Source organism: Agitococcus lubricus (genome assembly GCF_003051055.1).
GTDB classification, from domain to species: Bacteria; Pseudomonadota; Gammaproteobacteria; order Pseudomonadales; family Moraxellaceae; genus Agitococcus; species Agitococcus lubricus.
In genome coordinates, this window is the sequence record NZ_QAON01000018.1 from 25,858 (window position 1) to 51,563 (window position 25,706).

Here is a 25,706-nt window from a genome sequence, read left to right on the forward strand (position 1 = left end):
ATCTTTTTATCTCTACAAGACTAAGATTTGTCTAATCCACAGTGCTCATTATTATGGCTACACTGAAAAAGTTGTTAGCTAGAATTAGAGTATTCACGGTATGCCACTCATTCGCTTAGTCTATGCCAGTCAATTTGCCTCGCCCATTAGCGAGCAAGATGCCCAAGATATTATTGAAATATCAACGGTCAATAACCGCAAACATGATATTACAGGCGTATTATGCGACAGTAATTTTTACTATCTACAATGTTTAGAGGGTGGACGAGATGAAGTGAATCATCTATATCAGAAAATTGCGATGGATAAGCGCCATGTCCGTCCCGTTATTTTAATGTATCAAGAAATACTACATCGTGAATTTGATGATTGGTATATGGGGCGTATTCCTGCTATCAATATCAGTGGCGCGATGGTACTAAAATACTCGCGTGAGCGTGAGTTCAACCCTTACACGATGACACCAGAGTCGGCATATCAATTTTTATTCGAGTTATCACGCTTAAATGCGGTGTTATAACTCCCTCCCCTTAAGGGAGAGAGTGCCACGCGAGTTTAATCAAACTCGCGCTGTACATAATCAATCTCGGGTGTTTTGGCGCGTTTGCCCGCAATCTTGAAGTTTTTCCCCAATAGTAAACGGCGTTGCCAGCGCTTTTCTAGGGCAAGACCATCGGATTCAGGTAAGGAAACCATGGCATTGAGTACACGTTTGGCGGCTAAGACGGCATCAGGCGAGCGTGTCGCAATTTCTGCTGCTAACTCAAGCGCTTTATTGAGTGGCTCTTCGGCAACGTGGCTAATTAAGCCGATGCTTTTAGCTTGTGTGCCACTGATAATACGCGCAGTCATCGTCAATTCTTTGGCCACATCTAAGCCAATTAAACCGCGTAAGGTGGCAGTAATTGCCATATCTGGGACTAAGCCCCAACGGGCTTCCATAATGGCTAGCTGTGCATCGGGCGTGGCAATTCTAAAGTCAGCGCCTAAGACCAATTGCATGCCCGCGCCAAAACAATGACCATGAATAGCAGCAATCACAGGCACAGGCAAATCACGCCAAACCAAAAACACGCGTTGAAATAGATTCGGGCCTGGTCTAGACAATTCCCAAAGTGCGGTCACGGCATTTTTGGGGCTTTGTAAATCAGTTAAGTCGATACCTGCACTAAATGACGACCCCTCGCCCGTCAGCAATACGGCACGAATATCCCGTTGTTCTTTGAGTTCTTCGCCAATTTTGAGTAATTCTCGTAAGAGCGCAAAACTCATGGCATTACGTTTATCAGGGCGATTAAGACGTACTTCGATGATGTTATTCGGATGATTAATTAATTGGACGAGATTAGACATTTTGCGTTCCTCATTGCTGTAGCCCGTATACTAACACGGGAGAAAATGGCGGTTTAATCCAACTTTGCCCATATTTCGCTACGCTGCATACAGGCTACACATCTCGGCTTCGACTCACTTCGGCTTCGCTCAGTAACCACCGCTCAGCCAACATAACGCGCCCTGAGCGGAGTCGAAGGGGAATTTTACCCACCAATCTTCTTATATTTCAAACGGGTAGGGGCAGCATGATTACCTAACTTTTTGCGGCGGTAAGCCTCAAAGTCGGTATAGTTGCCTTCATACCATTCTACTTCATCCCCTTCAAAGGCTAAGATATGTGTAGCAATACGGTCTAAGAACCAACGGTCGTGGGAAACCACCATCACCACACCAGGGAAGGTGAGAATCGCATCTTCCAAGGCACGTAAGGTCTCGATATCCAAATCGTTAGACGGTTCGTCGAGTAAAATGACGTTGGCACCTTGTTGCAAAATTTTGGCTAATTGCAAACGGTTGCGCTCACCACCCGATAACTCGCCGACGCGTTTTTGTTGGTCAGAACCCTTAAAGTTAAAACGGCCAATGTAGGCGCGTGAGGGCATTTCAAAATCGCCGACTTTAAGAATATCTAAACCGCCAGAGACTTCTTCCCAAACGGTTTTGCTGTTATCTAAGGTGTCACGAATTTGGCCAATGTAGGCAATGCTGGCACTTTCACCTACCACGACTTCGCCAGTGGTGGGTTTGTCTTTGCCTGTAATCATGTTGAATAAGGTGGTTTTACCCGCACCGTTGGGGCCAACGATACCCACAATCGCGCCTTTAGGTACAGTAAAGCTCAAGTTTTCATATAATAAACGGTCGCCAAAGGCTTTACTGATATTACGTACTTCTACCACTTGGTCGCCTAAACGGGGGCCTGGTGGAATGTACAATTCTTGGGTTTCGTTACGTTTTTGGAATTCTTTGCTGGCTAATTCTTCATAAGCACTCAAACGTGCTTTGCTTTTGGCTTGGCGAGCTTTGGGGTTTTGTTGTACCCATTCCGATTCGCGTTTTAAGGCTTTATAGTGGGCTTCTTCTTGACGCTGTTCGCTCTCTAAGCGGGCTTCTTTTTGTTCTAACCAAGAAGAGTAGTTACCTTGGTAAGGAATACCATGGCCACGGTCAAGTTCTAAAATCCATTCTGCCACATTGTCTAAAAAGTAGCGGTCGTGGGTAATTGCCACAATCGTACCACTAAACTCTTTTAAGAAGCGTTCTAACCACGCCACAGATTCGGCATCTAAATGGTTGGTGGGTTCGTCTAATAACAACATATCAGGTTTAGACAATAACAAACGACACAAGGCTACACGGCGACGTTCACCCCCTGACAGTTTGGTAACGTCGGCATCCCATGCAGGCAAGCGTAAGGCATCGGCGGCTTGTTCGAGTTGATTATCTAAATTGTGGGCATCCCATGCTTGAATAATGCCTTCTAGTTTTTCTTGTTCAGCCGCAAGTTTATCAAAATCGGCATCTTCCATGGCGTATTCTGCAAAGACTTCATCTAAACGGCGTAAAGCATCAACTGCTTCGCGTACCCCGTCTTCCACATTGCCGCGTACATCTTTGGTCGGGTCGAGTTGTGGTTCTTGCGCCAAATAACCGACTTTAATACCTGCTTGGGCGCGTGCTTCGCCCTGAAACTCTTTGTCTACGCCTGCCATAATGCGTAAGAGTGTGGATTTACCCGCACCGTTTAAGCCAAGTACGCCAATTTTGGCACCAGGAAAAAAGGAGAGGGATATATCTTTGAGAATTTCACGTTTCGGAGGAACAATCTTCGAAACGCGATTCATGGTGTAAATATATTGCGCCATAATGTCATAATCATAGGAGTCTAAGATGGCGGCGATTATAGCGTAGTTTACTTTAAACAATATGAACTATGATGAAAAAGAAGAAGGGCTTGTGTGATATGTACTCGCGTCTTCACAGTAACATGAAGACGCTATTGCAGACTATTTAGGCCGCTAACTTTTGTTGTGCAGCTAAAAAGTCATCAATTTGTGCTAAATATTGACGATTATCATGGTCCCAAGGGTGAAAGTTTGGACGGAAATAATCCATATAGTTAGCGAGTTGAATACGTAACAAGCCAATATCACCCATCGTAAAACGATAAAATTTACGCCAGCCATCCCAGTCAGTGAGTTTTCCTTCGGTACGTAATACCTGAACAAACACAGGAATCACTAAGCCCCAAAAAATAACGGTCGCTAATACTAGTCCAAGAGCACGTAAACCATAGGCTTTAACTCCTCGTCCCATGACTTTATCCCACACATCAAAAGCCACGCCTTTATGCTCGGTTTCTTCCAGTGCATGCCAACGCCATAAGGCGGCATAGTGCGGTTCTGCTCCTTCAGAAATGAGCGGCTCACGCAATACGCTATCGCCTAGAAGGGCTGTAAAATGTTCAAGCGCGATGGTGGCACTTAAACAAAAGGGTTTAGGCGCATGTTTAGTGAGTCCTTTCAAAATACCCGATACCAATTTTTCAAATTTAGGCGCTATAGGCACTTGGCTAAACAGCGCCGCATTGTACTCTTCATGCTCACGACCGTGCATGGCTTCTTGGCCAATAAACGCGGTAATCGCTTTTTTCAGTTCGGGGTCAGTAATTTGGTCGCGGTAGGCACGAACGCTGTCAATAAAAAAACGCTCACCGACAGGTAAAACAATCGAAAAGGTATTCAAGAACGCCGTAAAAATAGAGCCACCTGTATAATGCCAGTTTGTAATTTGGTCGGCAGGTAAGTTAAAGCGAACATCACGGCGAGTAGGCAACAAAGGATTGGGAATGGGATAGTGCATAATAAGGTCTCGCGAGTTGTTTTTGTGAGAATGACCAAAGCAGCACTAGGAGATATTCGCTTCGATCAAGGCGTGGTTATGATCTCCGTATCATTTGATTGTAGAGGGCAATATAGAGTTTGTACAGTCGTACAACAAGTGAAAAGTAAGGAACGTGATAGCCAATAAAAACCAGAAGCTCAGGCCGAATTTTGTATCGCTTATGTTGAGCAGAAGACTATCACCAAGCGGCAGATAGTAATATCCACACATCAAATAAACCAACGACTTAGACTTTATGATTCATACTGGGATTGCGGGCTTGATAGCGGCTATTTTGACAATACAGAGCGCCTCTGCCGATGATTTGGGCGACTTTATCGCGCAACTTGCGCCTAAAGACCCCACCCCTGTGGCACTTAAACCCATTGCCAAGTTACAAGAAGCGGCGATGGCTGCGATTAGTTTTGTCGGTAAACCCTATTCCTTTGGTGGGAGTAATCCTGATACAGGTTTTGATTGCAGTGGTTTGGTACAATATGTGTTAGACCAGTCGGGTATCAAAAAACTACCACGCACCTCTCGCGAAATGTATCAGTACAGCCGTCCTGTGGATAACGACAGTTTAGTGGTTGGCGATTTATTATTTTTTCAAACTAATAATAGTGAGCAAGTCAATCATGTGGGGATTTATGTCGGCGAAGGGCGATTTATTCATTCACCATCGACAGGCAATGTCATTCGTTTAGACCGTTTAGACCAATCTTATTGGCAAAAAGCTTTTGTGGGGGCGAGGCGGGTGTTAGATTTAGGAGAGTAAGGATAACAGACCCTAGTTATAAAAAAGGCATTATTGTCGAGTTTCGGATATTTTGTGCCACCGTAGAGGGCTGTTCAAATCCTGTTCATGCCAAAGATGATAGAAAATCATTATGCTCGAGCAATAACCATGTTAAAATAGATGCCTGTTTTTAAGACTGGCCTGTAAACTTAAGGTATTTAACGACTGAACCGTTTACAGCCTGTCATAACACTCTCTCCTTAACGTCTTGAGACTCCGTGATGTTTAGCAATATCAATCTTGCCCAATTTGACCCCGATTTAGCCCAAGCGATTAGCCAAGAAGATGCACGCCAAGAAGCGCACATCGAGTTAATTGCTTCCGAAAACTACTGCTCACCCTTAGTCATGGCCGCTCAAGGGTCTAAATTAACCAACAAATACGCCGAAGGTTATCCTAGTAAGCGTTATTATGGCGGTTGTGAGTATGTTGATATTGTTGAAAGTTTAGCCATTGAACGTGCCAAAAAATTGTTTGGTGCTGACTATGCTAACGTACAACCACACTCAGGCTCTCAAGCTAATGGTGCCGTATTTTTAGCTTTATTAAATGCGGGTGACACCGTATTGGGTATGAGCTTGGCACATGGTGGTCACTTAACCCACGGTGCAAAAGTGAACTTCTCTGGTAAGTCCTATAACGCGGTTCAGTATGGTTTAAATCCAGAAACTGGCGAAGTTGATTATGATGAAGTCGAACGTTTAGCCTTAGAACATAAGCCAAAAATGATTATTGCAGGTTTCTCTGCGTATTCTCGTATTATGGATTGGCAGCGTTTCCGTGACATCGCCGATAAAGTGGGTGCGTATTTAATGGTCGATATGGCACACGTTGCTGGTTTGGTTGCTGCGGGTGTTTATCCAAACCCAGTGCAAATTGCTGACGTAACGACCACAACAACCCACAAAACCTTACGTGGTCCACGTTCTGGTTTGATTTTGGCGCGTAAAAACGAAGAAATCGAAAAGAAATTAAACTCTGCGGTGTTTCCAGGTAATCAAGGTGGCCCGTTAATGCACGTGATTGCTGCGAAAGCGGTGTGTTTCTTAGAAGCGATGCAACCTTCATTTGTTGATTACCAAAAACAAGTGGTTAAAAATGCCCAAACCATGGCCGCAATCTTTATTGAGCGGGGTTATGACGTGGTGTCTAACGGCACAGACAATCACTTATTTTTAGTATCCTTAGTAGGTAAAGAGTTGACAGGTAAAGAGGCTGATGCGGCTTTAGGCAAAGCTGGCATTACTGTTAACAAAAACGCTGTGCCAAACGACCCACGTTCACCGTTTGTGACCTCGGGTATTCGTGTGGGTACACCTGCTGTGACTACGCGTGGTTTTGGTGAAGCCGAAGTGGCTGCTTTAGCTAACTGGATGTGTGATATTTTAGACAACGCCACAGACGAAGCGGTGATTGCGCGTGTGGCCAAACAAGTTCACACCATTTGCCAACAGTTCCCTGTGTACAACGGCTAAGTTCTGACACAGTACACTGCTAAAAAGGCGACTTCGGTCGCCTTTTTCATCACACGCGCTTTTTTGCCTATTTACAAGGCGAAGCGTATAGTAAGCACACCGCTTGCTAAGCGCATGATTCACACGTTATGACTTTTTTTCAACATTTACTGATTATTATTGGCCTTATCGCCGCCAGTGCTTTTTTTTCCTGTGCCGAAATAGCACTCGCCTCAGCACGTAAAATTCGCTTGCAACAATTAGTGGAGACGGGCAATGCCCGTGCACAACAGGTACTGAACTTACAAAATCAACCTGGTAATTTTTTTACCGTGATTCAAGTCGCCTTAAATGCGATTGCGATTATGGGGGGGATTTTGGGTGAGCAAGCCATTTCGCCGTATATTGAATCGGCGCTCAGCCATATTTTTGGTCAGCGCGCTGGCTTAGACCAAATCAGTTTTATCATTTCCTTTGTCAGTGTGACCTCCTTATTTATTCTATTCGCCGATTTAATGCCCAAACGTCTGGCCATGACCTATCCTGAGCAAGTGGCGATGTGGATTGTTCGGCCAATTTTGGTGTGTTTGGCCTTATTAAAACCCATAGTTGTGATGTATGACGGTATTGCGAGTGCCTTATTTAAGTTGCTCAATATTCAAACCACACGCGAAGACGCAATTACGTTTGATGATGTGTCCGCCATTGTCGATGCAGGCGCAGCATCGGGGGCTTTACATCGGCAAGAGCAACATCTGATTGAAAATGTCTTTGAGCTCGATACCCGTACCGTCACCTTTGCCATGACGCCCCGTGAAAATATTATTTATTTGCGTTTACAAGACGATGAAGACACGCTCAAAGCCAAAATTACCGAATTTCCACATAGTCGTTTTTTGGTGTGTGATGATTTAATTGACCAAGTGATTGGTTATGTAGAGTCCAAAGATATTCTTAAACGTACGTTGAATCATCAACCGATTTCACTACACAGAGAGCTACAAGTCAAAAATGTCTTGGCCATTCCTGATACCTTAACCCTGTCAGAGTTATTAGAGCGTTTTAAGGTCACCAATCAAGACTTAGCCTTTATTTTGAATGAGTATGCACTGGTTGTTGGCATTGTGACCTTGAATGATGTGATGAAAACGTTGATGGGCGATTTGGTCAGTCCCTTTATTGAGGAGCAAATTGTCAAACGAGACGATTGTTCGTGGTTAGTTGATGGCGTCACGCCCATAGAAGATGTACGTCGCGCCTTAGCGATAGACCAATTCCCTCATGAGGCCAACTATGAAACCATTGCAGGCTTTATGATGTATCAACTCAAACGTATTCCCAAACGTACCGACTGGGTAGAGTTTGCGGGCTACAAGTTTGAAGTGGTTGATATTGATAATTACCGTATCGACCAACTCTTAGTTTCTAAACTGTCGAGCTAATTATGCATTGTCCGTTTTGTCGCGCACCAGATACGAAAGTCATTGACTCCCGTTTAGTGGGAGAAGGGGAACAAGTACGTCGTCGGCGCGAGTGTGTGGTGTGTGGTGAGCGGTTTACTACCTTTGAAGGTGCAGAATTAGTGACTCCGCGTGTGATTAAGTCTGATGGCAGCCGCGAGCCCTTTGACGACAATAAATTACGTAAAAGTATGATGCATGCTTTACAAAAAAGACCTGTCAGTATTGAAAAAATAGACCACGCCCTGACCCGTATTCAGCGGCAACTACGCGCAACAGGCGAACGGGAAGTGAAGTCTATTTTGATTGGCGAATTAGTGATGACGGAGTTAGCCAAACTGGACAAAGTGGCTTATGTGCGTTTTGCCTCGGTATATCGAGACTTTCAAGATGTGGATGCCTTTAATGCCGAAATTGAAAAGCTCAAACAACATGAGTCCAATCCATGAACGATAGACAATATATGGCACGGGCGATTCAACTCGCACAAGAAGGCATATATACCACACAGCCTAATCCGCGCGTGGGCTGTGTTGTCGTCAACGATGGGATAATTGTTGGTGAAGGGTTTCATGCCCGTGCAGGTTTTGGCCATGCGGAAGTACATGCCTTACAACAAGCGGGTAGTTTGGCGCACGGAGCAACAGCGTATGTCACCTTAGAGCCGTGCGCCCATTATGGCCGTACACCGCCGTGTGCTAATGCGTTGATTGCCGCAGGCGTCGCTCGTGTGGTGATGGCAAGTCTAGACAGTAACCCGTTAGTCGCAGGTAAAGGCCAAGCCATGTTAGAGGCGCAAGGTATTGTTACCTCTGTGGGCGTCTTAGAGGATGAAGCTAAAGCCTTAAATAAAGGCTTTTTTCGGCGTATGCAGGGCGGTTTGCCATGGGTTCGTCTAAAAATGGCGGGCAGTTTAGATGGCCGTACTGCTATGGCGTCAGGTGAGTCTAAATGGATTACGGGCGTAGATGCACGACGTGATGTACAAAAATTGCGTGCACAAAGTGGTGCGATTATTACAGGGATTGGGACGGTATTGGCAGATAATCCTAGCTTAAATGTCCGTCCCCAAGAGTGGTTAGATTGGCATTATGGCGAGCCTGTACAGCCCTTAAGGGTGGTACTAGACCGCGAATTGCGTATGCCGTTAGAGGCACAATTACTCAATCAGACGGGCGTGATTATAGTGACCCAACAAACGGCTCAGCACTGTAATGTACAGGCTTTGAACGCCAAAGGAGCAGAAATTTGGCACCTCAGTGATACCCAACACCTAGAAACCGTATTAGCGAAACTGGCTGAACGTGGCATAAACGAGGTCTTGGTAGAGGCGGGTGCGACCTTAGCGGGCGCATTTGTACGTGCAAATTTGGTAGATGAGTGTATCTTTTATTTGGCACCTACTTTATTAGGCAGTGATGCACGCCCCTTATTGACCTTAGCATTCACAGACATGGCACAACAACGGCGTTTGGTGTACCAAGATATGCGCATGATAGGTCAAGATGTGCGTATTGTGGCTCGTTTGAGTGTCTAAGCGCACCGATGAGTACGCTTCATAATAAAACCTTATATAGACTTATTCCAACATGGGCGTGAGTAGTTGTTTGGGTGTACCCACCTTATAACCAAATAGTTGTAAGGCGACTTGATAACGTGGGCCTTGGAAATATTCAACCCGCAAGGTGTGTACCCCTTTGGTCAGTTGCATGGTATTGCCAACCGAATAAGGGGCATGCGTATAGTCATTATCAATGACGAGCTGATTATCAATATAGAGCTTAGAGCCATCGTCACTGCGTAATTCAAATTGATAACTGCCATCGGCTTTGACGGTCAGTGGGCCTTGATAACGTACGCCAAACCATTCAAAACGATTACTCGGTACACCGGGAAAGGGCGCATCAAAACTTTGTTCGGGTACATTGATTTGCTCGGTGAAAAGGGTACCAATCGCGCTCAATTGACTAAAGTCAGGTAATTTAGGAGTGCCTTCGGCCAATAAAAAAATCTCACCTTTCCACGGCTTTTTATCCTCCCCACCAAAAACGCCATCGCCATCAACAATTTCTCCGTTAATGACGTCTTTCACATCTACGTTGTTAATCACTTGTGTCGTAAGGGCTTGCTGTACGGCGTTATTGGCAAGACTATTGACGATATCCTGCATCGCCAGTTGCCATGAGGCGGCAAAAACGGATGCTAATTCGGCATAAGGTATGTCACTTAAGGGACTTGAACCCGTCTTACCATCTAATAAGCCATCACTCAGGTCTTTGGCCAGTTTATCTAATAACGCTAAGGCAGGGGTGTTGCCACTCACTTTATCAGAGGCTGCTTTGACGAGGGCAGCCAGTTGTAAGGCATAACGACTGGCGGCATCGTCTTGTAGTTGTTGATAGTCTGTGTCGCTACCAATAAGCGTCGGGGCTTGGGTAATGTTACTCATGCCAAGCGCTTGTCCGACTTCGGTGTTTGCTTGGTTAATGTTGCTTACTTGGCTTAAACCATCAGGGAGTGATTCTGCGCGTTGTACGGCGGCTTCAGTCAAAATACTCACCCCAAGATGGGTATTGGTAACGACTGAACTGGCGGCACGCAGTGTCACATTGGACGGGAAATTTTGTACACCTTTGGCTTCGTCAAAATACTGAGCACTGCTATTACCAGACACCTCAACGACAATCGTATCAACGGTTTTAGGAATATTAAAAACCACAAATCCCGAACTGCCCGTATTGCCTTTGCCAATTTCTGCACCACTGCGGGCATTCCGTAAAATGACATTGGCGTTGGTAATTTTGCCTAAAGAAGGCGTGACGGTAATTTGTTGCGTGGCGATGGATGCGCTGGTATTTTTACTACTTAAGCCAGCATCATGGTTGTTGTTACAGGCACACAATATTAAGGTGCTACTTAATACTGTCCATGAAAAACGGGTTACTGTCATGGTCTATTCTCCTTAATAGTCAGTCATCTCAAAATGGCTGTTAGGCTGTCTACAGTTTAGACTATAACCGTTGGTGCATCATTTTTTTTGTGCTGGTGTGGAGCTCCATAAAAAGTCGTTGCCCAAAGCTGTGTGACGCACGACTTTTAGCGGCTTTTTCGTTATTCTTGCCGCTCATACAATACTGAAGTCTGTTATAAGTGCGTGCACGAGACGAAACACAGCGTAGTCACCTATAATGCCATCGCTGACAGTGCATAATCTCCTTGTCATAGGAGACTTAAGCCCCATTAAACGGTCATTTTGTGCGGCGACACATTCACGTCGTATCGTGCTCGTGACAATTTTCCTTCCTCCTTGAATAGAACGTATTATGTTTACTGGAATTATTGAAGCCGTTGGTCGTGTGCAACACATTAATCCTCGTAGTGGGGATGTACGTTTAAGCATTGCAACGGGAAAATTAGATTTAACCGACGTGAAATTAGGCGACTCCATCGCCACTAATGGTATTTGTTTGACCGTCATCGAGTTGACGGGGCAAGGTTTTGTTGCTGACGTGTCTAATGAAACCCTACGTCGTACGTGCTTACAAACGTGGAAAGTTGGTACTGCCGTCAATTTGGAAAAAGCCTTAATGCCTACCAGTCGTTTGGGTGGCCACATTGTCAGTGGTCATGTGGATGGTATTGGGCATATTATCAGTGTTAAGCCAGATGCCCGCTCTATTCAATATCAAGTACAAGCCCCCGCAGAATTAGCAAAATATATCTCAGAAAAAGGCTCGATTACCGTAGATGGCGTTAGCTTGACCGTCAATGCTATTGAGGGTGCCGTCTTTAGTTTGAACATTGTTCCGCACACTGCCCAAGAAACCAATGTCATTAATTGGCAAGCAGGGAGCATAGTGAACTTAGAAGTTGACGTCTTAGCACGTTATATCGAACGTCTACTCTTGGGTGAAAAAGCAGCACAAGCCACGCCCAAAAGCGACATTAGTCTAGAATTTTTGGCAAAACACGGTTTTATGCGCTAAATCTTAAACGCACGCGTGATAAAGATGCGCAACTTCGTGCTTTTGGTTACAATGCGTGCCCTTGTTCCTCCTATCCACATGAGAAGCTGTTATGCCCTTAAACACTGTAGAAGAGTTAATTAACGATATTCGTTTAGGCAAAATGGTCATTTTGATGGATGACGAAGACCGTGAAAACGAAGGTGATATCGTCATGGCGGCGACACATGTGCGTCCTGAAGATATTAACTTTATGGCCAAGCATGCCCGTGGCCTCATTTGTTTAACCCTCACTCGTCAGCGTTGCCAACAATTGGATTTGCCCTTAATGGTGACACGTAACGGCGCAAGTCACGGTACAAATTTTACCTTATCCATTGAAGCAGCTAGCGGCGTGACGACAGGTATTTCTGCACATGACCGTGCGCATACCGTACAGGTCGCTGTTGCCCGTGATGCCAAACCTGCGGATATTGTCCAACCAGGTCATATTTTTCCGTTAATGGCACAAGCAGGCGGCGTCTTGCATCGTGCTGGTCACACCGAAGCGGGTTGTGATTTGGCTCGTTTAGCAGGTTTAGAACCTGCGGCAGTCATTGTCGAAATTATGAACGAAGACGGTACGATGGCACGCCGTCCTGATTTGGAAAAGTTTGCCGAACAGCATAACCTCAAAATGGGTACTATTGCCGACCTTATTCATTACCGTATGGTGCATGAACAAACCGTCAAACGTACCACCGAAAATATATTACCGACCGAATACGGCGATTTTCGTCTGATTTCTTATCAAGAGCACGCAGGCAGTGATGTCCATATTGCCTTAATTAAGGGCGAATTGACGAAAAATGTGCCTGTCGTCAGAGTACATGCAGTTAACCCCTTGCGCGATTTACTGCATGCCAAATATCAAGGACGGACAGGTTGGAATTTGCAGAAAAGTTTGGCCGAAATCGCCAAACACGAGGCAGGTGTCTTGGTGTTATTGGGACAAAACTACGCCTCTGCCGATTTAATTGACCATATACAAGGCTTTTTTGGCCAGCGTGCGCGTGCTAATGACGGTGCAGGTATGTATCGTACTATTGGGATAGGCTCACAAATTCTGCGTGATTTAGGCGTTAGTAAAATGCGTTTATTAAGTTCTCCTATGCGTTTTAATGCCTTGTCTGGTTTTGGTTTGGAAATTGTTGAATATTTAGGCACTGATTAATGGCGTCATAGGCGGCATTATCCGCAACGTTCAGTGTCCATATTTTGTCTTTTGGGAGCGTTAACATGAAAGTGATTGAAGGTACTTTTCAAAATGTCGATGGCAAATATGCCATCATCGTCGGTCGTTTTAATAGTTTTGTCGTTGAAGCCTTGTTACAGGGTTCTTTGGATGCCTTAAAGCGTCACGGTGTCAGCGATGACAACATTACCGTGATTCGTGTACCAGGCGCATGGGAATTACCCTTAGCCGCCAAAAAACTTGCGGAGAAAAAACAATTTGATGCCATTATTGCCTTAGGTGCGGTGATTCGCGGCGGTACCCCTCATTTTGATTACGTGGCTGGCGAGTGTGCTAAAGGTTTAGGCGTTGTTGGTTTAGACGCAGGCATGCCAGTCGTATTTGGGGTATTAACGACCGACAGCATCGAGCAAGCTATTGAGCGCTCGGGTACAAAAGCAGGCAATAAAGGTGCAGATGCCGCAATGACAGCAATGGAAATGGTTTCTTTATTGAAGGCCATATAATGCAGAAAGCTCAAGCAAAAAACACCCCTGCAGCACGCCATAAAGCGCGTAAATTTGCCTTGCAGGGACTCTATGAGTGGCAGTTATCGGGTAATCCGCCGTTTGAAATTGAGGCGCGGTATCGGGTAGAAAATGCCATGCACAAAGTAGACTTAGCCTACTTCCATGAGCTACTGCATCAAGTCGTAGGGCGTGTGCACGAATTAGACCCCGTCTTTGAGCCATTATTAGACCGTAAGTTGCAACAACTCGACCCGATTGAGCGTAACATTATCCGTATGGGGTGTTATGAGTTAAAACATCACATTGAAATTCCCTATCGTGTGGTGCTGAACGAAGCCGTCGAGTTAGCTAAAGAGTTTGGGGCAACCGACTCGTATAAATTCGTCAACAGTATTTTGGACGAAGTGGCAAAAAGCGTACGTTCGGTAGAAAGACAAGCCGAATAAGTGTAACTTGTTTCTTTAATAGGCGGGATTGTTATGTAAATAACGGTAATCCCGCTTGTCTCTTTTGCAACCATCCCAATACGCAGATTGCATCAACAGCCTCTACTATGCCTTCAGAATTTGAGCTGATTAACCGCTATTTCAAGCGTCAAACCACGACCCAACAGGATGTTATCTTGGGTATAGGCGATGATGCAGCGCTCATGGCCATTCCAGCAGGCGAGTTATTAGTCGCTACCGCAGATACCTTAGTGGCTGGCCGCCATTTCCCCATAGACACGCCACCGCATGCCATTGCGTATAAAGCCTTAGCCGTTAATTTGTCCGATTTGGCGGCAATGGGGGCTACTCCACGTTGGTTTTTGCTCGCGCTGACCTTGGAGGAAAGTGACGATACCTTCTTGTCGTCCTTTGCCGAAGGCTTATTTCAGCTTGCAGATGCCCATCAAATTGCCTTAGTCGGCGGTGATACGACCAAAGGACATTTAGCGATGACCATTACAGCGCTGGGTACAGTCCCACTTGGCCAAGCCTTATGTCGTCAGGGCGCGCAAGTAGGCGATGGTATTTATGTATCAGGTACTGTTGGTGATGCAGGTGTTGGTTTAGCAACCGTCTTACAACAGCAAAACTTGGGTTTGACAACAGCACAACAAGTGTTTTGCCGACAGCGTTTAGATTATCCTACGCCACGCTTAGGCTTAGGACAGGCTTTGCGTGGTTTGGCCAGTGCTTGTTTAGACATCTCTGATGGCTTGGCGCAAGATTTAGGACATATTCTTAAGGCCTCACAGGTGGGCGCTGATATTGAATTATCCGTCTTACCCTTATCGTCTGCGTTACAACAACTGCCACCTAGGCAAGCATGGCACTACGCGCTAACGGCAGGGGATGATTATGAGTTGTGTTTTTGTTTGCCAGATAGCCATTATGCTACCCTCATGTCACAAGGCTGGCCGATTACACGTATTGGTACAGTGAGTGCACACACAGGTCTACGATGCTGGTATCAGGGACAACCATATCAAATGGCCTACGCAGGTTATCAACATTTCTAAAAATATTGAATAAAATCAATAATTCACGCTCACATATTATACCACAACAGACGCTAAACAAATACGCTGTTAAAGTTAAACGATGGTGCAATGTCCTCAGCGCTCAGTGCTATACTGCACTGACAGCGTGCTATATTGAGAGCGAATCATGACCCATTATCCTATCAAACATCCTGTTATTTTTTTGGCCTTTGGTTTAGGGTCGGGTTTAGCTCCCAAAGCACCGGGTACAGCAGGCTCTGCCTTGGCCTTAGTTTTTTTACCTCTGTTAGCCTGTTTAGGTTGGTGGGGGAGTGCTATTTTTATTGTGGTGGCGGCTATCTTTGGCGTTTGGTTATGTGGTCAGGCTGCACACATCTTGGGGGTACATGACCATGCTTCGATTGTATGGGATGAATTTGTTGGACAATGGTTGGCCTTATTCCCAATCGTCGGTATTGCAGCGATTAATGCAGAGACTGTCGTTGCGACTCTATTGGCTTTTGCTTTATTTAGACTGTTTGATATTAAAAAACCTTGGCCAATTTCGTGGTGTGACCAACACTTAGAAGGCGGTTTGGGTATTATGTTAGATGATATTATTGCGGGTTTGGTAGCAGGTGGTGTGTTATGGGGCATCATGGTCAGCGGCTTTTGGCCTTTTTAATCAGTGTATTGCTGGCTGGCGTCAGTTATGGGCAAGACCTTAGTGTATTGGGTTTATTTGCTGACCGAGCCATTCTAAAAATTGACGGCGAAACTAAACTCTTAAAAGTGGGAGAAACCTATAACGATATCAAATTGGTTGCGGTTAATGCGCAAGAAGCACGTCTTAAAATTGGCAATAAAGAACATACGTTGGGCTTAGGACAAGACCGTGGCGGGATTCAAACCCAACAAAGTGAAAAAGCCTTTGTTGAGCTGAGTCCTAACGCGTTTAATCAGTACCGTGTGAATGGTGTAATCAATGGCAATATTGTCGAATTTTTGGTTGATACAGGTGCTAACACCGTATCGATGTCGCGTAATCAGGCCAAACGATTAGGCATCGATTTTCGGCGCATTGGTCAAGAAGGTGCAAGCCGTACAGCCAGTGGTGTCATTAAAAGTTGGCGTGTGTTATTAAACAAAATCAAAGTCGGCGGCATTACCGTACAGGCAGTAGAAGCGACGGTCAGAGATTTAGACTCAGATGAGCCGATTTTGTTAGGCATGAGTTTTTTGGGGCAAGTCCGTTTAGAGCATGAAGAAAATCGCTTACGAATGAGTGCCAAATAAAGTGCCTTCCCCTAGTAATTTGCTCTGATGCCCCCATATGGTAGACATCCATTATGGTGGATGATATCCCGAGCAGTACGGTTTTACCGTCATGCCCCGACAACATATCAGCAACACGCTGTTCATAACCTCCGTGTTTTGAGACAGTGTGTGATGTCTTGATGCTATTTAGAGAGAGTCTTGCGTGTCTATCGTCTTTATTGCGAGTTCAAAATTGCCTACCCGTCATGGTGACTTTTTGATTCATGCCTTTGAAGAAAGTGAATCAGGTCAAGAGCATATTGCCTTAACGATGGGCACCATTGCCGATGGGCAACCTGTTTTAGCGCGTGTGCATTCTGAATGCTTAACGGGTGATGGCTTTGGCTCGTTGCGTTGTGATTGTGGGCCACAGCTAGAAGCCGCCATGACCTTGATTGCACAAGTTGGGCGTGGTGTGATTTTATATTTACGTCAAGAAGGGCGGGGTATCGGTCTAGTGAATAAGGTACGTGCTTATGCCTTACAAGATACGGGGGCAGATACCGTCGAGGCCAATGAGCAATTAGGTTTTGCGCCCGATTTACGTGAATACAGTATGTGTGAGTTTATGTTGGCGCATTTAGGCGTACAACAGGTGAAGTTGATGACTAATAATCCACTCAAAGTCGCCGCGTTACAGCAGCATGGCATACAAGTAGTTGAACGTGTCCCCTTACTGACGGGGCGTAATCCACATAACGACCAGTATTTAGATACTAAAGAAGAAAAAATGGGACACTTGTTGAATCACTAAGAGTTGAAGAAAACGCCTGTAGGCGCTTATTCAATAACGATAGAGCGCCAATCAACCAACAATCCTCCCCAAAAAATATGAAGCGGTATTTCAACAAATAGAATCCATGGGATACAAACACCACAGTGTCTCAAAAAGGGTCACTATTTAACGAATAGGATTTGACAGTTACCGCATTAACGGCAAAAATAAGAATGATTCTTATTTATATTTGAGATGATAGAACCGTGCGTCTTTCTCAGTTAGCTAAAAATACGCCCGCGCGGGTGTTGTCGGTACAACAGCATCATGAGGCCGACCCGATAGCCAAACGTTTAACAGAATTAGGTTTTGTCAGTGGCGAAACGATTCGTTTAATTACCCGTGCGCCGTTTGGTGGAGACCCTATTTTAGTACAAGTGGGTTTTACCCGTTTTGCGTTAAGGCTCAGCGAAGCCGAGCGTATTTTAGTACAAGAGCTGCGAGCATGAGTCACATTCAACACGTTGCCCTTGTGGGTAATCCTAACTGTGGTAAAACGTCTTTATTTAACCAACTGACGGGCGCACGCCAAAAAGTCGCCAACTATGCAGGGGTGACTGTTGAGCGCAAAGAAGGCTTTGTTAACTTACGCTCAGGCCGTCGGGTGCGTATTTTAGACTTACCAGGCGCTTACAGCTTAGAAGCCACGAGTCCCGATGAAGCCATTACCCGTGCTATTTGTTTGGGGGAATTTGCTGACGAAACCCCGCCCGATGTTTTAGTCTGTGTGGTTGATGCGACCAATTTGCGTTTGCACTTGCGTTTTGTGTTGGAAGTAAAAGCCTTAGGTCGTCCCATGTTATTAGTCTTAAACATGATGGATGATGCAAAACGACGCGCTATTCAAATTGATACAGCCAAATTAGCCCAATTATTGGGGGTTAATATCATTGAGACAGCCGCCGTTAAACGCCAAGGCATAGACCAACTCCTTGCTCATTTAGACCAACACGTCCCGCCAATTGCGACCCCCATGCGCGATAAAAATGTAGATATCCACCAACACGTGCGTGATATCTTGGCACAAACACTGGTGATGCCCAGAGATACAGACCAACGGGATGATTTTTTAGACAGTATCTTGTTGCATCCTGTCGCAGGGTTGGCCATTTTAGCCGTACTCATGTTTTTTATTTTTCAGGCCGTTTTTGCGTGGGCTGCCCCGTTTATGGACGGCATAGAGTGGCTAGTGACATGGCTTAGCGAGGGCATTGGTCAACACATGGCCGATGGCTTATTAAAAGGCCTATTGATTGATGCAGTGCTGGCGGGTGTAGGTGGTGTATTGGTCTTTTTGCCACAAATTCTGATTTTATTCTTTTTTATTTTAGCGCTAGAAGAATCGGGGTATTTACCACGCGCTGCTTTTTTATTAGACCGTTTAATGTTTAAGGCAGGTTTAACAGGACGAGCCTTTATTCCTTTACTGTCGAGCTTTGCCTGTGCCGTACCAGGTATTATGGCGACACGCAGTATTAGCGATACCCGCGACCGTCTCACCACGATTATGGTCGCACCACTGATGACCTGTTCGGCACGCTTGCCTGTGTATGCCTTATTGATTGGTGCATTTGTGCCTGCACAAACCGTTGCTGGCTTATTTAATTTACAAGGTTTGGTATTGTTTGGCCTGTATTTTGGTGGCATTTTTAGTGCGTTATTAGTCGCCACCATTATCAAATGGTTTCGCAAAGATAAAAGCGAGCATGCTCTGTTATTGGAGTTACCGAGTTATCGTTTCCCCGACTGGCATAATATTTTATTAGGTTTATATGAGCGTGCTGGCATATTTATCAAACGCGTAGGGGGGATTATTTTAGCGCTCACGATTTTATTGTGGGTGTTATTAACCTTTCCACAAGCCCCAGCAGATGCCACCATGCCTGCGATTGATTACAGTTTTGCAGGACGTATTGGCCATGCCTTAGCCGTCGTGTTTGAACCTATCGGCTTTACATGGCAAATTTGTATTGCCTTGATTCCTGCGATGGCTGCGCGTGAAGTTGTGGTCTCGGCATTGGGTACAGTGTATGCGATTGCAGGGGACGATGAGGTTATTAGTCAACAATTAGGGACGGTGATTACTGACCAATGGTCTTTAGCCACCGCATTGTCTTTGTTGGTATGGTTTGTTTTTGCACCTCAATGTATTGCAACACTCGCAACCGTCAAGCGTGAAACAGCCTCATGGCGGACAGTGGCTATCATGGCTGTTTATTTATTTGCAACGGCGTATTTAGCGTCCTTGATTACCTATCGTATGGTGTTGGCTTTCTCATGAATGAATGGATACAAAGCAGCGTCGTCATATTATTGGTGCTTTGGAGTGTGTGGCTCAGTGGGCGCCGTTATTTTCCGCAAGCTATCTATCGTTGCCAACAAGCGATTGCTAGGTATTTACGCCAACATCAGTATGTGATGTTGGCGAATTATATCTTGCCCTCAGCGCCCCAAAAAACGGGTTGTGATAGTGGTTGTGGCGGCTGTTCACAGGCGTGCCCAAGTACACAAACAAGCACACAGCCCGTAAAGTTTATTCATAAAGCTACCCCTTAATACCGACATCTAGGTGACTCTTCCTTTTAGATGTCAACGGTCATATCGCAACAAACGGCATACGCTAGTTGCACTTTTAGTACCACAAAATCCACGCTAGGCAGATGTTATCATCGCTAAATATGCTATCTTTCAGAATGCAATGAATTATTGACAAGGTTTGTCCGTATGTCTCAAGTAAGTAAAATCGCTCTTTGGAGTGTGGGTAGCACCGTTGCTGTGGTGGTCGGTTTGGCAGCATTTGTCGTAGCCGTGGTTGACCCCAATGATTACAAACAAGAAATTTATCGGATTGTCAAAGATAAGACCGACATGGATTTAGCCATCAATGACCCGATTGAATGGCAATTATGGCCAGAAATTGGCTTAAAACTCGGTAAAACCACATTGGCAGATAATGCCTCACAGCACACCTTAGTGGCTATTAATCAAGCATCCGTGAGTATTCAAGTGATGCCTCTGTTGAGTAAACAAATTGCCATTGATGCGGTGAGTTTAGATGGCGCACAAGTCAACTTTATTCAGTATGCCAATGGCACAACCAGTTGGGATAAAATGCTGAATAAACTGAAGAGTCAGCCCGAAGAAAAGTCAGAAAAAATAGCATTTAATATTCAATTATTAGACATTAATAACAGTGCTTTGCATGTGAAAGATGAAAAAACAAACATGGAAGCACAGCTCGACAAACTGCTGGTACACGCCACGAATATTGATTTAGACAAAGCCTTTCCTGTACGACTGAAATTTAGTTATCAGCAAAAAGACGGCCAAGGCAAAACGCTGATTGCAGATAATGATTTGAATGCCACCGTACAACTCGATACAGAAGCACAACGTTATGAGTTGAAAGGGTTAATGGTGCGTAGTCATTTAGAAGGCACTTTGTTACCAGCACCGATTATTGCCGATTTGCAAGCCGATATCCGTGCCGATGTGAAGCAACAAAAACATCAGGTTGACGGCATGAAATTAGTGGTCGACTACCAAGACCCAAGCCTCAAAAGCCCTGCACGTATGGAAATGCAAGCCAATATTGCCGCCGATTTAGCACAGCAAGCGGTGACTATGAAGGGCTTACAAGTATCGGCAAGCTATCCACAAGTTGGGTTATCCGCCCCTGCGACACTGAAACTGGTAGCAAATGACGTACAAACACAACTCAACAGCCAACAACTGAGCCTACCTACGGTACAAATTGAGGCCAGTTATCCTGCGGCAAATCTCAAGTCACCTGCCACGCTAAAATTAAACACCGCAGTCAATGCCGACTTAAAACAACAAATTGTCCGCCTCAGTGCCATTAGTGCAGATGCAAACTATCCAGACCCTGCGCGACCCGCCCCAATCACAGCGCGATTAACGGGCATGATTGAAGCGAATTTGGCAACGGGCGCATTAAATTTTAGTCCACTTGACCTCGTGGCCTCCCTCAGTGATAAAGCCTTCCCCAAGGTCATGCCTATTCACTTAACCGCCCCAATTACCGCCAATTGGAAAGAAGGCAAAGTTGCGTTGAATGGGTTTAATTTGGATGCTTTAAGTATCAATAGCAAAGGACAATTAGCGATTGCACTCCCTGCCTTAGCCTCAACGGCTGCCGTTAAGCCTGCCATGACACAAGGCATGAGTGTAACAGGCCAAATTAGCACGTCCAGTTTTGATGCCCGACAACTGATGCAAACCTTAGGTATGGCAGCACCTGCCATGACTGACAGCAATACCCTCAAGCGCGTCAGTGTCAGTACGCAGCTTACAGGTACCGATAATAGTATGTTACTCAAAGGCATGAAGTTACAGTTAGATGAGAGTACCTTAACAGGTGATGCAGGCCTGAGTGATATTAAACAGAAAAAAGTCTATGCCCGACTCACGGTGGATAAAATCAATGTTGACCGTTATCTACCGCCCGCAGACCCCAATGCCAAACCATCGACAGCAGGCTTATTGCCTGTAGACCTGCTTAAACAGCAAAACTTAGATGTTGCCTTAACGATTGGCCAACTGACAGCAGTAAAGTATCCGATTAAGCAATTTCAAGTGGCCAGTACGGCACAGGGTGGTGTGGTACAAGTGAGTAAGTTATCAGGCTCTATTTATAATGGCAGTTTTAATTTACCAACCACAATCGATGTGCGTGGTAAAGAGCCTGTTTTAAGCGTCAGTCCGAGCTTACAACAAATTGATATCGCCAATATCATTCAGCAATTCACCAAGAAAGACGTATTTGCAGGCAAAGCCTCATATCAAGGCAAATTAAACCTTGTCGGAAACTCGACACAGGCATGGCTGAACTCTGTGAATGGTAATAGCTCACTCAAGTTTGAGAACGGTATTCTAAAGGGCGTCAATATGATGCAATTAGTCATGACGGAAATGGGAAAGTATCAGGCCTTATTGCCGATGGTGACGGGTAAAGATGCAAATACCCTTGTCAGCAAACAAAACGACACCGAAATTGCAACCTTTTTAGGTGAGGCAGACATTAAAAATGGTACCGTACAAACCAATGCTCTGAATGCTGACTTAAAAAAAGCCAAAATGGAGGGGAATGGCAGCTTTAATTTAGCGACGATGGAGGCAGACTACAGCTTTAAGTTCAATTTAGATAAAGCCGCAGTCGGCGAAAAATATGCCAAATATCCCATTCCCATTCGTTGTAAAGGCAAACTGACTAGCCCAGCCAGTTTATGCTCGGTAGACAGTAAGGCCGTGCGTGATATGGCGACGACCGCGTTATTAGAAAGCGAAAAAGTACAAAAGCTAAAATCGGAGGCAGAGGCCAAAGCCAAACAAAAAATCGATGAAGCGGCACAAAAAGCAAACGTCAAGCTCAGTGAGGAAGGTCAAAAAGCGACGGAGCAGCTAAATAATAAGCTGAATGAACAATTACAAAAATTATTTAAACCGTAAAATGTTGCGCTCAACCCGCCTCGCCTTAAACAAGGCGAGGACAGCTATTTATTGAGTATAACAATATGAAAAATATCTTGCTTGCTTTGGCACTGATGGTTGCGACTAGCCAAACTATCGCGGCTCAAATTTGTAATCCAGCCATTAGCAAAACAACGGAGCAAACACGATACCAACTGTTAAATGACGGTGCAGAAGTCAAAGACCAAAAAACAGGCCTTATTTGGCAGCGTTGTACGGTAGGACAAACGCTAACAGCGAATAGTTGTACGGGCGAAGCGGCGTTATATACATGGCAAGAAGCGCAAGACTATGCCAAAAAGCAGGCGAATCAATGGCGCGTACCCACGATTGACGAGTTAAAAACCTTACATGAAGCGGCGTGTATTGGCCCTGCTATTAACGAAGCGACCTTTGTCGATACGCCCTTAAATAATGAAACATGGTCAGCGTCGGCTGAAGGTGCAGATTATGGCATCATGTTATCTTTTTATAATGGTGAAGTCAGTAGTAATGATAAATTGAATACCTTATATGTGCGTTTAGTCAAAACCGCTCCCTAATCATAGTGTATCAAATACTAACGATGATGCTTAGGCATTGCATAAAGGCACAGGTCTGTTGTCGTCTACTCGCGAATAGCGACCTAAAACGTCAGATTGAGGTGTGTTGTGTGCCGTGTCTGAGTGAATGTTTATTCAGCAGCGCAGCTCACACACAACACCTTAATCGTCATTAATATCTTCACCCAATAGGTCTACGGTTCATGTCTGATGCTTTTACCAATGCCGTCTTAGCATGGTTTTATGAACATGGTCGCCATGATTTACCTTGGCAACAAAATCCCACGCCCTATCGCGTATGGGTGTCGGAAATTATGTTGCAGCAAACTCAAGTAGCCACCGTGATTCCCTATTATCAGCGCTTTATGACTACGTTTCCGACGGTAGAAGCCTTAGCGGCTGCTCCTGAAGAGGTGGTATTACAGCATTGGGCAGGATTAGGTTATTATGCACGCGCCCGAAACTTACATGATGCGGCTCAACAAGTCATGGCTTTGGGTGGCGAGTTTCCAGATAATTTGGCTGATTTAATGGCCTTAAAAGGGATAGGGCGTTCGACGGCTGGCGCAATTTTGTCCTTAGCATGGCAAAAGCGTGGTGTGATTATGGATGGAAATGTCAAACGTGTACTCAGCCGACACTTTGCGATTGCAGGTGATAGTAGTAGTGCCGCCATACAAGCCATCCTATGGCAGTTAGCGGATAGCCATACCCCGAATCAACAAAATCGCGCCTATACGCAAGCGATGATGGATTTAGGCGCGACATTATGTACCCGTAGCAAGCCCTTGTGTTTGTATTGTCCCGTACAACACACCTGTCAGGCCTATAGGCTCGGTACACCCACCGCTTTTCCACAAAAAAAGCCTAGTAAAAGCATACCGACTAAAGAAGCCTATTTTTTGTTGTTAGAAAATGAAAAAGGGCAGTTGTTATGGGTCAAACGGCCACCTACAGGTATTTGGGGAGGGTTATGGTGCTTGCCAGAGTTGCCTGTCGCTATAGATTTAGCCCAAGAATTAAAGACACGTTATGGCCTCATTGATGCTCATATAGAAGCTAGAGCCAGTTTTAAGCATACTTTTAGCCATTATCATTTGTGGCTTAAACCGTTATATGTGCGCGGTACTATGTTGATGGTGAATGATGAACTCAGTCAGTGGTGCGATAAAGAGCAAGCACTGACTTTAGGCCTGCCTAAGCCGATGTTGACGTTGTTAGCAGCTCTGGATGATACATGACATATTGGTGCCGACCCCGTTCTTTAGCGGCGTATAGTGCTAAATCAGCTTGTTGAATCATATCAGTCACCGATAAATGGCTACTGGGCATGATGTTGGTAATGCCAATACTGACGGTGACATGTGGGGCAATATCAGATTGACTATGAACCATCTTGAGTGCATCGACCGCTTGAATAATCCGTTCAGCCACACTGACGCCACCGCTCGCTTTGGTATTAGGTAACAATAAAATAAATTCTTCACCCCCGTAACGCGCCACCATATCTGAGGCGCGTAGTGTGCTATGGCTGAGGGTTTGTGCAATCATTTTTAGACAATCATCACCTGCACTGTGGCCATAATAGTCATTAAAGCGTTTGAAAAAATCAACGTCCAGTAGCAGTACGGTTAAGGGTTGTTGGTCGCGTAATGCGCGTTCCCATTCTTTATAGGCGATATCATCAAAATAACGTCGATTAGCAATGCCCGTCAGGGCATCTTGATGTGCCATCAAATCTAATTGTTGATTAAGTCGGGTTAATTCATGGGTTTGGTGGTCAAGTAAAATGCTTTGTAAAAACGCTAAACGCTCATGCCATTCGGTAATGGCCGCTAAAATCACCACAACGGCACTATATAAAATATAATAATTGCTAAATTTGATGTAATTAAATGGTAGATGATGACTTTCAATATATAAGTAGGCGAGTAGACCACTCGCACATAAAATGCCTACAAAATACAGGGTACTAAACCGTAAGCCAAACGCCATTAAGATAATCGCAACCATCAAATGATAAACGACAAACTCACTATAATCCCCTGTGTGCGCGAGAGCTAGCGCGGTAATCACATATAAAATAAACACGCATAGTGGTGCCATCACATGATAAAAATGCGCCTGCACCCATCTGAGACGAGATCCATATAAAATGCAAGAAATAGCCACAGTGAGGGGACTATAGACGTATTTGACAATAAAAAAATCATTGGCTGCCGCAGTATCAGGATAATAGGCAATCACATTAATGATAATTAGCACAAACATAATCAACAAAAAGTAATGGCCAGCCGCAATAAAAGCTAAACTGTCCTGAATACGTTTGGCAACAAAGCGTTCTTCTAAGGCGGCAAACGGGAAGTGAAAAACAGGGTTACGGTGTTTGAGGCAATTCTCAATGAATGTCAGCAAGGCAGGGCTATAGCAAACTTGCTTATCCGCAGGTGATTCTGTTGACCGCATACGTGCCCCAAA

The 25,706-nt window shown here is 45.0% G+C and carries 25 protein-coding genes; 20 read left to right on the plus strand and 5 right to left on the minus strand.

Annotated features, from left to right (window positions below):
* The first annotated feature begins 100 nt into the window (after nt 1-100).
* Nucleotides 101-520 (plus strand): BLUF domain-containing protein, encoded by a 420-nt coding sequence (locus tag C8N29_RS14240; RefSeq protein WP_107866743.1) that lies wholly within the window; start codon nt 101-103, stop codon nt 518-520.
* A 35-nt stretch (nt 521-555) separates the two neighbouring features.
* Here the strand turns inward: C8N29_RS14240 and C8N29_RS14245 are convergent, their stop codons facing one another.
* The 3 genes from C8N29_RS14245 to C8N29_RS14255 all read right to left on the minus strand — a co-directional run bounded on the left by C8N29_RS14245 (nt 556) and on the right by C8N29_RS14255 (nt 4,197).
* Nucleotides 556-1,353 carry a crotonase/enoyl-CoA hydratase family protein gene (locus tag C8N29_RS14245; protein WP_107866744.1) on the minus strand — a complete coding sequence of 266 codons (798 nt, stop codon included), beginning with the start codon at nt 1,351-1,353 and terminating at the stop codon, nt 556-558.
* Nucleotides 1,354-1,538: 185 nt separating this feature from the next.
* Nucleotides 1,539-3,200 (minus strand): energy-dependent translational throttle protein EttA, encoded by a 1,662-nt coding sequence (gene ettA / locus C8N29_RS14250; RefSeq protein ID WP_107866745.1) that lies wholly within the window; start codon nt 3,198-3,200, stop codon nt 1,539-1,541.
* A 145-nt stretch (nt 3,201-3,345) separates the two neighbouring features.
* Complete coding sequence (locus C8N29_RS14255; RefSeq protein WP_107866746.1) at nt 3,346-4,197, minus strand: metal-dependent hydrolase; 852 nt, start codon at nt 4,195-4,197, stop codon at nt 3,346-3,348.
* A gap of 277 nt (nt 4,198-4,474) precedes the next feature.
* On the opposite strand from C8N29_RS14255, the gene C8N29_RS14260 reads away from it, so the two are divergent.
* The 5 genes from C8N29_RS14260 to ribD all read left to right on the plus strand — a co-directional run bounded on the left by C8N29_RS14260 (nt 4,475) and on the right by ribD (nt 9,468).
* The gene (locus C8N29_RS14260; protein WP_107866747.1) at nt 4,475-4,996 is read left to right on the plus strand and encodes a C40 family peptidase; all 522 of its coding nucleotides are present in this window, start codon (nt 4,475-4,477) and stop codon (nt 4,994-4,996) included.
* Between the two features lie 242 nt (nt 4,997-5,238).
* The gene (glyA, locus tag C8N29_RS14265) at nt 5,239-6,492 is read left to right on the plus strand and encodes a serine hydroxymethyltransferase (protein ID WP_107866748.1); all 1,254 of its coding nucleotides are present in this window, start codon (nt 5,239-5,241) and stop codon (nt 6,490-6,492) included.
* A gap of 128 nt (nt 6,493-6,620) precedes the next feature.
* Nucleotides 6,621-7,913 carry a polyamine export protein PaeA gene (paeA, locus tag C8N29_RS14270; RefSeq protein WP_107866749.1) on the plus strand — a complete coding sequence of 431 codons (1,293 nt, stop codon included), beginning with the start codon at nt 6,621-6,623 and terminating at the stop codon, nt 7,911-7,913.
* A 2-nt stretch (nt 7,914-7,915) separates the two neighbouring features.
* Nucleotides 7,916-8,380, plus strand: coding sequence for a transcriptional regulator NrdR (nrdR, locus tag C8N29_RS14275; protein WP_107866750.1), 465 nt, complete (start codon nt 7,916-7,918; stop codon nt 8,378-8,380).
* Entirely contained in the window at nt 8,377-9,468 is a 1,092-nt protein-coding gene (gene ribD, locus C8N29_RS14280) for a bifunctional diaminohydroxyphosphoribosylaminopyrimidine deaminase/5-amino-6-(5-phosphoribosylamino)uracil reductase RibD (protein ID WP_107866751.1), read from the plus strand. The genes nrdR and ribD overlap by 4 nt, the downstream gene beginning before the upstream one ends.
* Nucleotides 9,469-9,510: 42 nt before the next feature.
* Here ribD and C8N29_RS14285 read toward each other — a convergent pair whose 3' ends face one another.
* A complete protein-coding gene (locus C8N29_RS14285; RefSeq protein ID WP_107866752.1) occupies nt 9,511-10,881 on the minus strand; it encodes a PA14 domain-containing protein in 1,371 nt (456 codons plus the stop codon).
* 373 nt (nt 10,882-11,254) lie between these two features.
* Here C8N29_RS14285 and C8N29_RS14290 point away from each other — a divergent pair, with 373 nt between their 5' ends.
* From C8N29_RS14290 to mutY, 14 genes are all read left to right on the plus strand, one after another.
* Nucleotides 11,255-11,917, plus strand: coding sequence for a riboflavin synthase (locus C8N29_RS14290; protein ID WP_107866753.1), 663 nt, complete (start codon nt 11,255-11,257; stop codon nt 11,915-11,917).
* A gap of 154 nt (nt 11,918-12,071) precedes the next feature.
* Nucleotides 12,072-13,109, plus strand: a complete 1,038-nt coding sequence (gene ribBA / locus C8N29_RS14295; RefSeq protein ID WP_420836674.1) for a bifunctional 3,4-dihydroxy-2-butanone-4-phosphate synthase/GTP cyclohydrolase II — start codon at nt 12,072-12,074, stop codon at nt 13,107-13,109.
* A 65-nt stretch (nt 13,110-13,174) separates the two neighbouring features.
* Nucleotides 13,175-13,636 carry a 6,7-dimethyl-8-ribityllumazine synthase gene (gene ribH, locus C8N29_RS14300; RefSeq protein WP_107866755.1) on the plus strand — a complete coding sequence of 154 codons (462 nt, stop codon included), beginning with the start codon at nt 13,175-13,177 and terminating at the stop codon, nt 13,634-13,636.
* Nucleotides 13,636-14,085, plus strand: coding sequence for a transcription antitermination factor NusB (nusB, locus tag C8N29_RS14305; protein ID WP_239987178.1), 450 nt, complete (start codon nt 13,636-13,638; stop codon nt 14,083-14,085). The genes ribH and nusB overlap by 1 nt, the downstream gene beginning before the upstream one ends.
* Nucleotides 14,086-14,192: 107 nt before the next feature.
* Nucleotides 14,193-15,143, plus strand: a complete 951-nt coding sequence (gene thiL / locus C8N29_RS14310; RefSeq protein ID WP_107866757.1) for a thiamine-phosphate kinase — start codon at nt 14,193-14,195, stop codon at nt 15,141-15,143.
* A 148-nt stretch (nt 15,144-15,291) separates the two neighbouring features.
* On the plus strand, nt 15,292-15,789 hold the full coding sequence (locus tag C8N29_RS14315; RefSeq protein ID WP_107866758.1) for a phosphatidylglycerophosphatase A family protein: 498 nt from the start codon (nt 15,292-15,294) through the stop codon (nt 15,787-15,789).
* Nucleotides 15,753-16,400: a retropepsin-like aspartic protease family protein gene (locus C8N29_RS14320; RefSeq protein ID WP_107866759.1), complete on the plus strand. Its 648-nt coding sequence runs from the start codon at nt 15,753-15,755 to the stop codon at nt 16,398-16,400. The genes C8N29_RS14315 and C8N29_RS14320 overlap by 37 nt, the downstream gene beginning before the upstream one ends.
* Before the next feature lie 184 nt (nt 16,401-16,584).
* Nucleotides 16,585-17,175 carry a GTP cyclohydrolase II gene (gene ribA / locus C8N29_RS14325; RefSeq protein ID WP_107866760.1) on the plus strand — a complete coding sequence of 197 codons (591 nt, stop codon included), beginning with the start codon at nt 16,585-16,587 and terminating at the stop codon, nt 17,173-17,175.
* 227 nt (nt 17,176-17,402) lie between these two features.
* The gene (locus C8N29_RS14330; RefSeq protein WP_107866761.1) at nt 17,403-17,645 is read left to right on the plus strand and encodes a FeoA family protein; all 243 of its coding nucleotides are present in this window, start codon (nt 17,403-17,405) and stop codon (nt 17,643-17,645) included.
* Nucleotides 17,642-19,477: a ferrous iron transporter B gene (feoB, locus tag C8N29_RS14335; RefSeq protein ID WP_107866762.1), complete on the plus strand. Its 1,836-nt coding sequence runs from the start codon at nt 17,642-17,644 to the stop codon at nt 19,475-19,477. Before C8N29_RS14330 ends, feoB begins: the two co-directional genes overlap by 4 nt.
* Nucleotides 19,474-19,752, plus strand: a complete 279-nt coding sequence (locus C8N29_RS14340; protein ID WP_107866763.1) for a DUF6587 family protein — start codon at nt 19,474-19,476, stop codon at nt 19,750-19,752. Before feoB ends, C8N29_RS14340 begins: the two co-directional genes overlap by 4 nt.
* 168 nt (nt 19,753-19,920) lie before the next feature.
* Complete coding sequence (locus C8N29_RS14345; protein ID WP_107866764.1) at nt 19,921-22,665, plus strand: AsmA family protein; 2,745 nt, start codon at nt 19,921-19,923, stop codon at nt 22,663-22,665.
* A gap of 65 nt (nt 22,666-22,730) precedes the next feature.
* Nucleotides 22,731-23,228: an Lcl C-terminal domain-containing protein gene (locus C8N29_RS14350; protein WP_107866765.1), complete on the plus strand. Its 498-nt coding sequence runs from the start codon at nt 22,731-22,733 to the stop codon at nt 23,226-23,228.
* A gap of 203 nt (nt 23,229-23,431) precedes the next feature.
* Nucleotides 23,432-24,469, plus strand: a complete 1,038-nt coding sequence (mutY, locus tag C8N29_RS14355) for an A/G-specific adenine glycosylase (RefSeq protein WP_107866766.1) — start codon at nt 23,432-23,434, stop codon at nt 24,467-24,469.
* Here mutY and C8N29_RS14360 read toward each other — a convergent pair.
* Entirely contained in the window at nt 24,426-25,694 is a 1,269-nt protein-coding gene (locus tag C8N29_RS14360) for a GGDEF domain-containing protein (RefSeq protein WP_107866767.1), read from the minus strand. The genes mutY and C8N29_RS14360 overlap by 44 nt on opposite strands.
* Nucleotides 25,695-25,706 lie beyond the last annotated feature (12 nt).

Excerpts from the sequence above, each read along its gene's own strand:
- nrdR (WP_107866750.1), top strand. The coding sequence starts at position 7,916 with ATGCATTGTCCGTTTTGTCGCGCACCAGATACGAAAGTCATTGACTCC.
- C8N29_RS14345 (WP_107866764.1), top strand. The coding sequence starts at position 19,921 with ATGTCTCAAGTAAGTAAAATCGCTCTTTGGAGTGTGGGTAGCACCGTT.
- nusB (WP_239987178.1), top strand. The coding sequence starts at position 13,636 with ATGCAGAAAGCTCAAGCAAAAAACACCCCTGCAGCACGCCATAAAGCG.
- C8N29_RS14285 (WP_107866752.1), bottom strand. The coding sequence starts at position 10,881 with ATGACAGTAACCCGTTTTTCATGGACAGTATTAAGTAGCACCTTAATA.
- ribH (WP_107866755.1), top strand. The coding sequence starts at position 13,175 with ATGAAAGTGATTGAAGGTACTTTTCAAAATGTCGATGGCAAATATGCC.
- mutY (WP_107866766.1), top strand. The coding sequence starts at position 23,432 with ATGTCTGATGCTTTTACCAATGCCGTCTTAGCATGGTTTTATGAACAT.
- C8N29_RS14340 (WP_107866763.1), top strand. The coding sequence starts at position 19,474 with ATGAATGAATGGATACAAAGCAGCGTCGTCATATTATTGGTGCTTTGG.
- feoB (WP_107866762.1), top strand. The coding sequence starts at position 17,642 with ATGAGTCACATTCAACACGTTGCCCTTGTGGGTAATCCTAACTGTGGT.
- C8N29_RS14315 (WP_107866758.1), top strand. The coding sequence starts at position 15,292 with ATGACCCATTATCCTATCAAACATCCTGTTATTTTTTTGGCCTTTGGT.
- paeA (WP_107866749.1), top strand. The coding sequence starts at position 6,621 with ATGACTTTTTTTCAACATTTACTGATTATTATTGGCCTTATCGCCGCC.
- C8N29_RS14240 (WP_107866743.1), top strand. The coding sequence starts at position 101 with ATGCCACTCATTCGCTTAGTCTATGCCAGTCAATTTGCCTCGCCCATT.
- ettA (WP_107866745.1), bottom strand. The coding sequence starts at position 3,200 with ATGGCGCAATATATTTACACCATGAATCGCGTTTCGAAGATTGTTCCT.
- C8N29_RS14260 (WP_107866747.1), top strand. The coding sequence starts at position 4,475 with ATGATTCATACTGGGATTGCGGGCTTGATAGCGGCTATTTTGACAATA.
- C8N29_RS14245 (WP_107866744.1), bottom strand. The coding sequence starts at position 1,353 with ATGTCTAATCTCGTCCAATTAATTAATCATCCGAATAACATCATCGAA.
- thiL (WP_107866757.1), top strand. The coding sequence starts at position 14,193 with ATGCCTTCAGAATTTGAGCTGATTAACCGCTATTTCAAGCGTCAAACC.
- C8N29_RS14320 (WP_107866759.1), top strand. The coding sequence starts at position 15,753 with ATGGGGCATCATGGTCAGCGGCTTTTGGCCTTTTTAATCAGTGTATTG.
- C8N29_RS14290 (WP_107866753.1), top strand. The coding sequence starts at position 11,255 with ATGTTTACTGGAATTATTGAAGCCGTTGGTCGTGTGCAACACATTAAT.
- C8N29_RS14360 (WP_107866767.1), bottom strand. The coding sequence starts at position 25,694 with ATGCGGTCAACAGAATCACCTGCGGATAAGCAAGTTTGCTATAGCCCT.
- C8N29_RS14255 (WP_107866746.1), bottom strand. The coding sequence starts at position 4,197 with ATGCACTATCCCATTCCCAATCCTTTGTTGCCTACTCGCCGTGATGTT.
- ribD (WP_107866751.1), top strand. The coding sequence starts at position 8,377 with ATGAACGATAGACAATATATGGCACGGGCGATTCAACTCGCACAAGAA.
- ribBA (WP_420836674.1), top strand. The coding sequence starts at position 12,072 with ATGGATGACGAAGACCGTGAAAACGAAGGTGATATCGTCATGGCGGCG.
- glyA (WP_107866748.1), top strand. The coding sequence starts at position 5,239 with ATGTTTAGCAATATCAATCTTGCCCAATTTGACCCCGATTTAGCCCAA.
- C8N29_RS14350 (WP_107866765.1), top strand. The coding sequence starts at position 22,731 with ATGAAAAATATCTTGCTTGCTTTGGCACTGATGGTTGCGACTAGCCAA.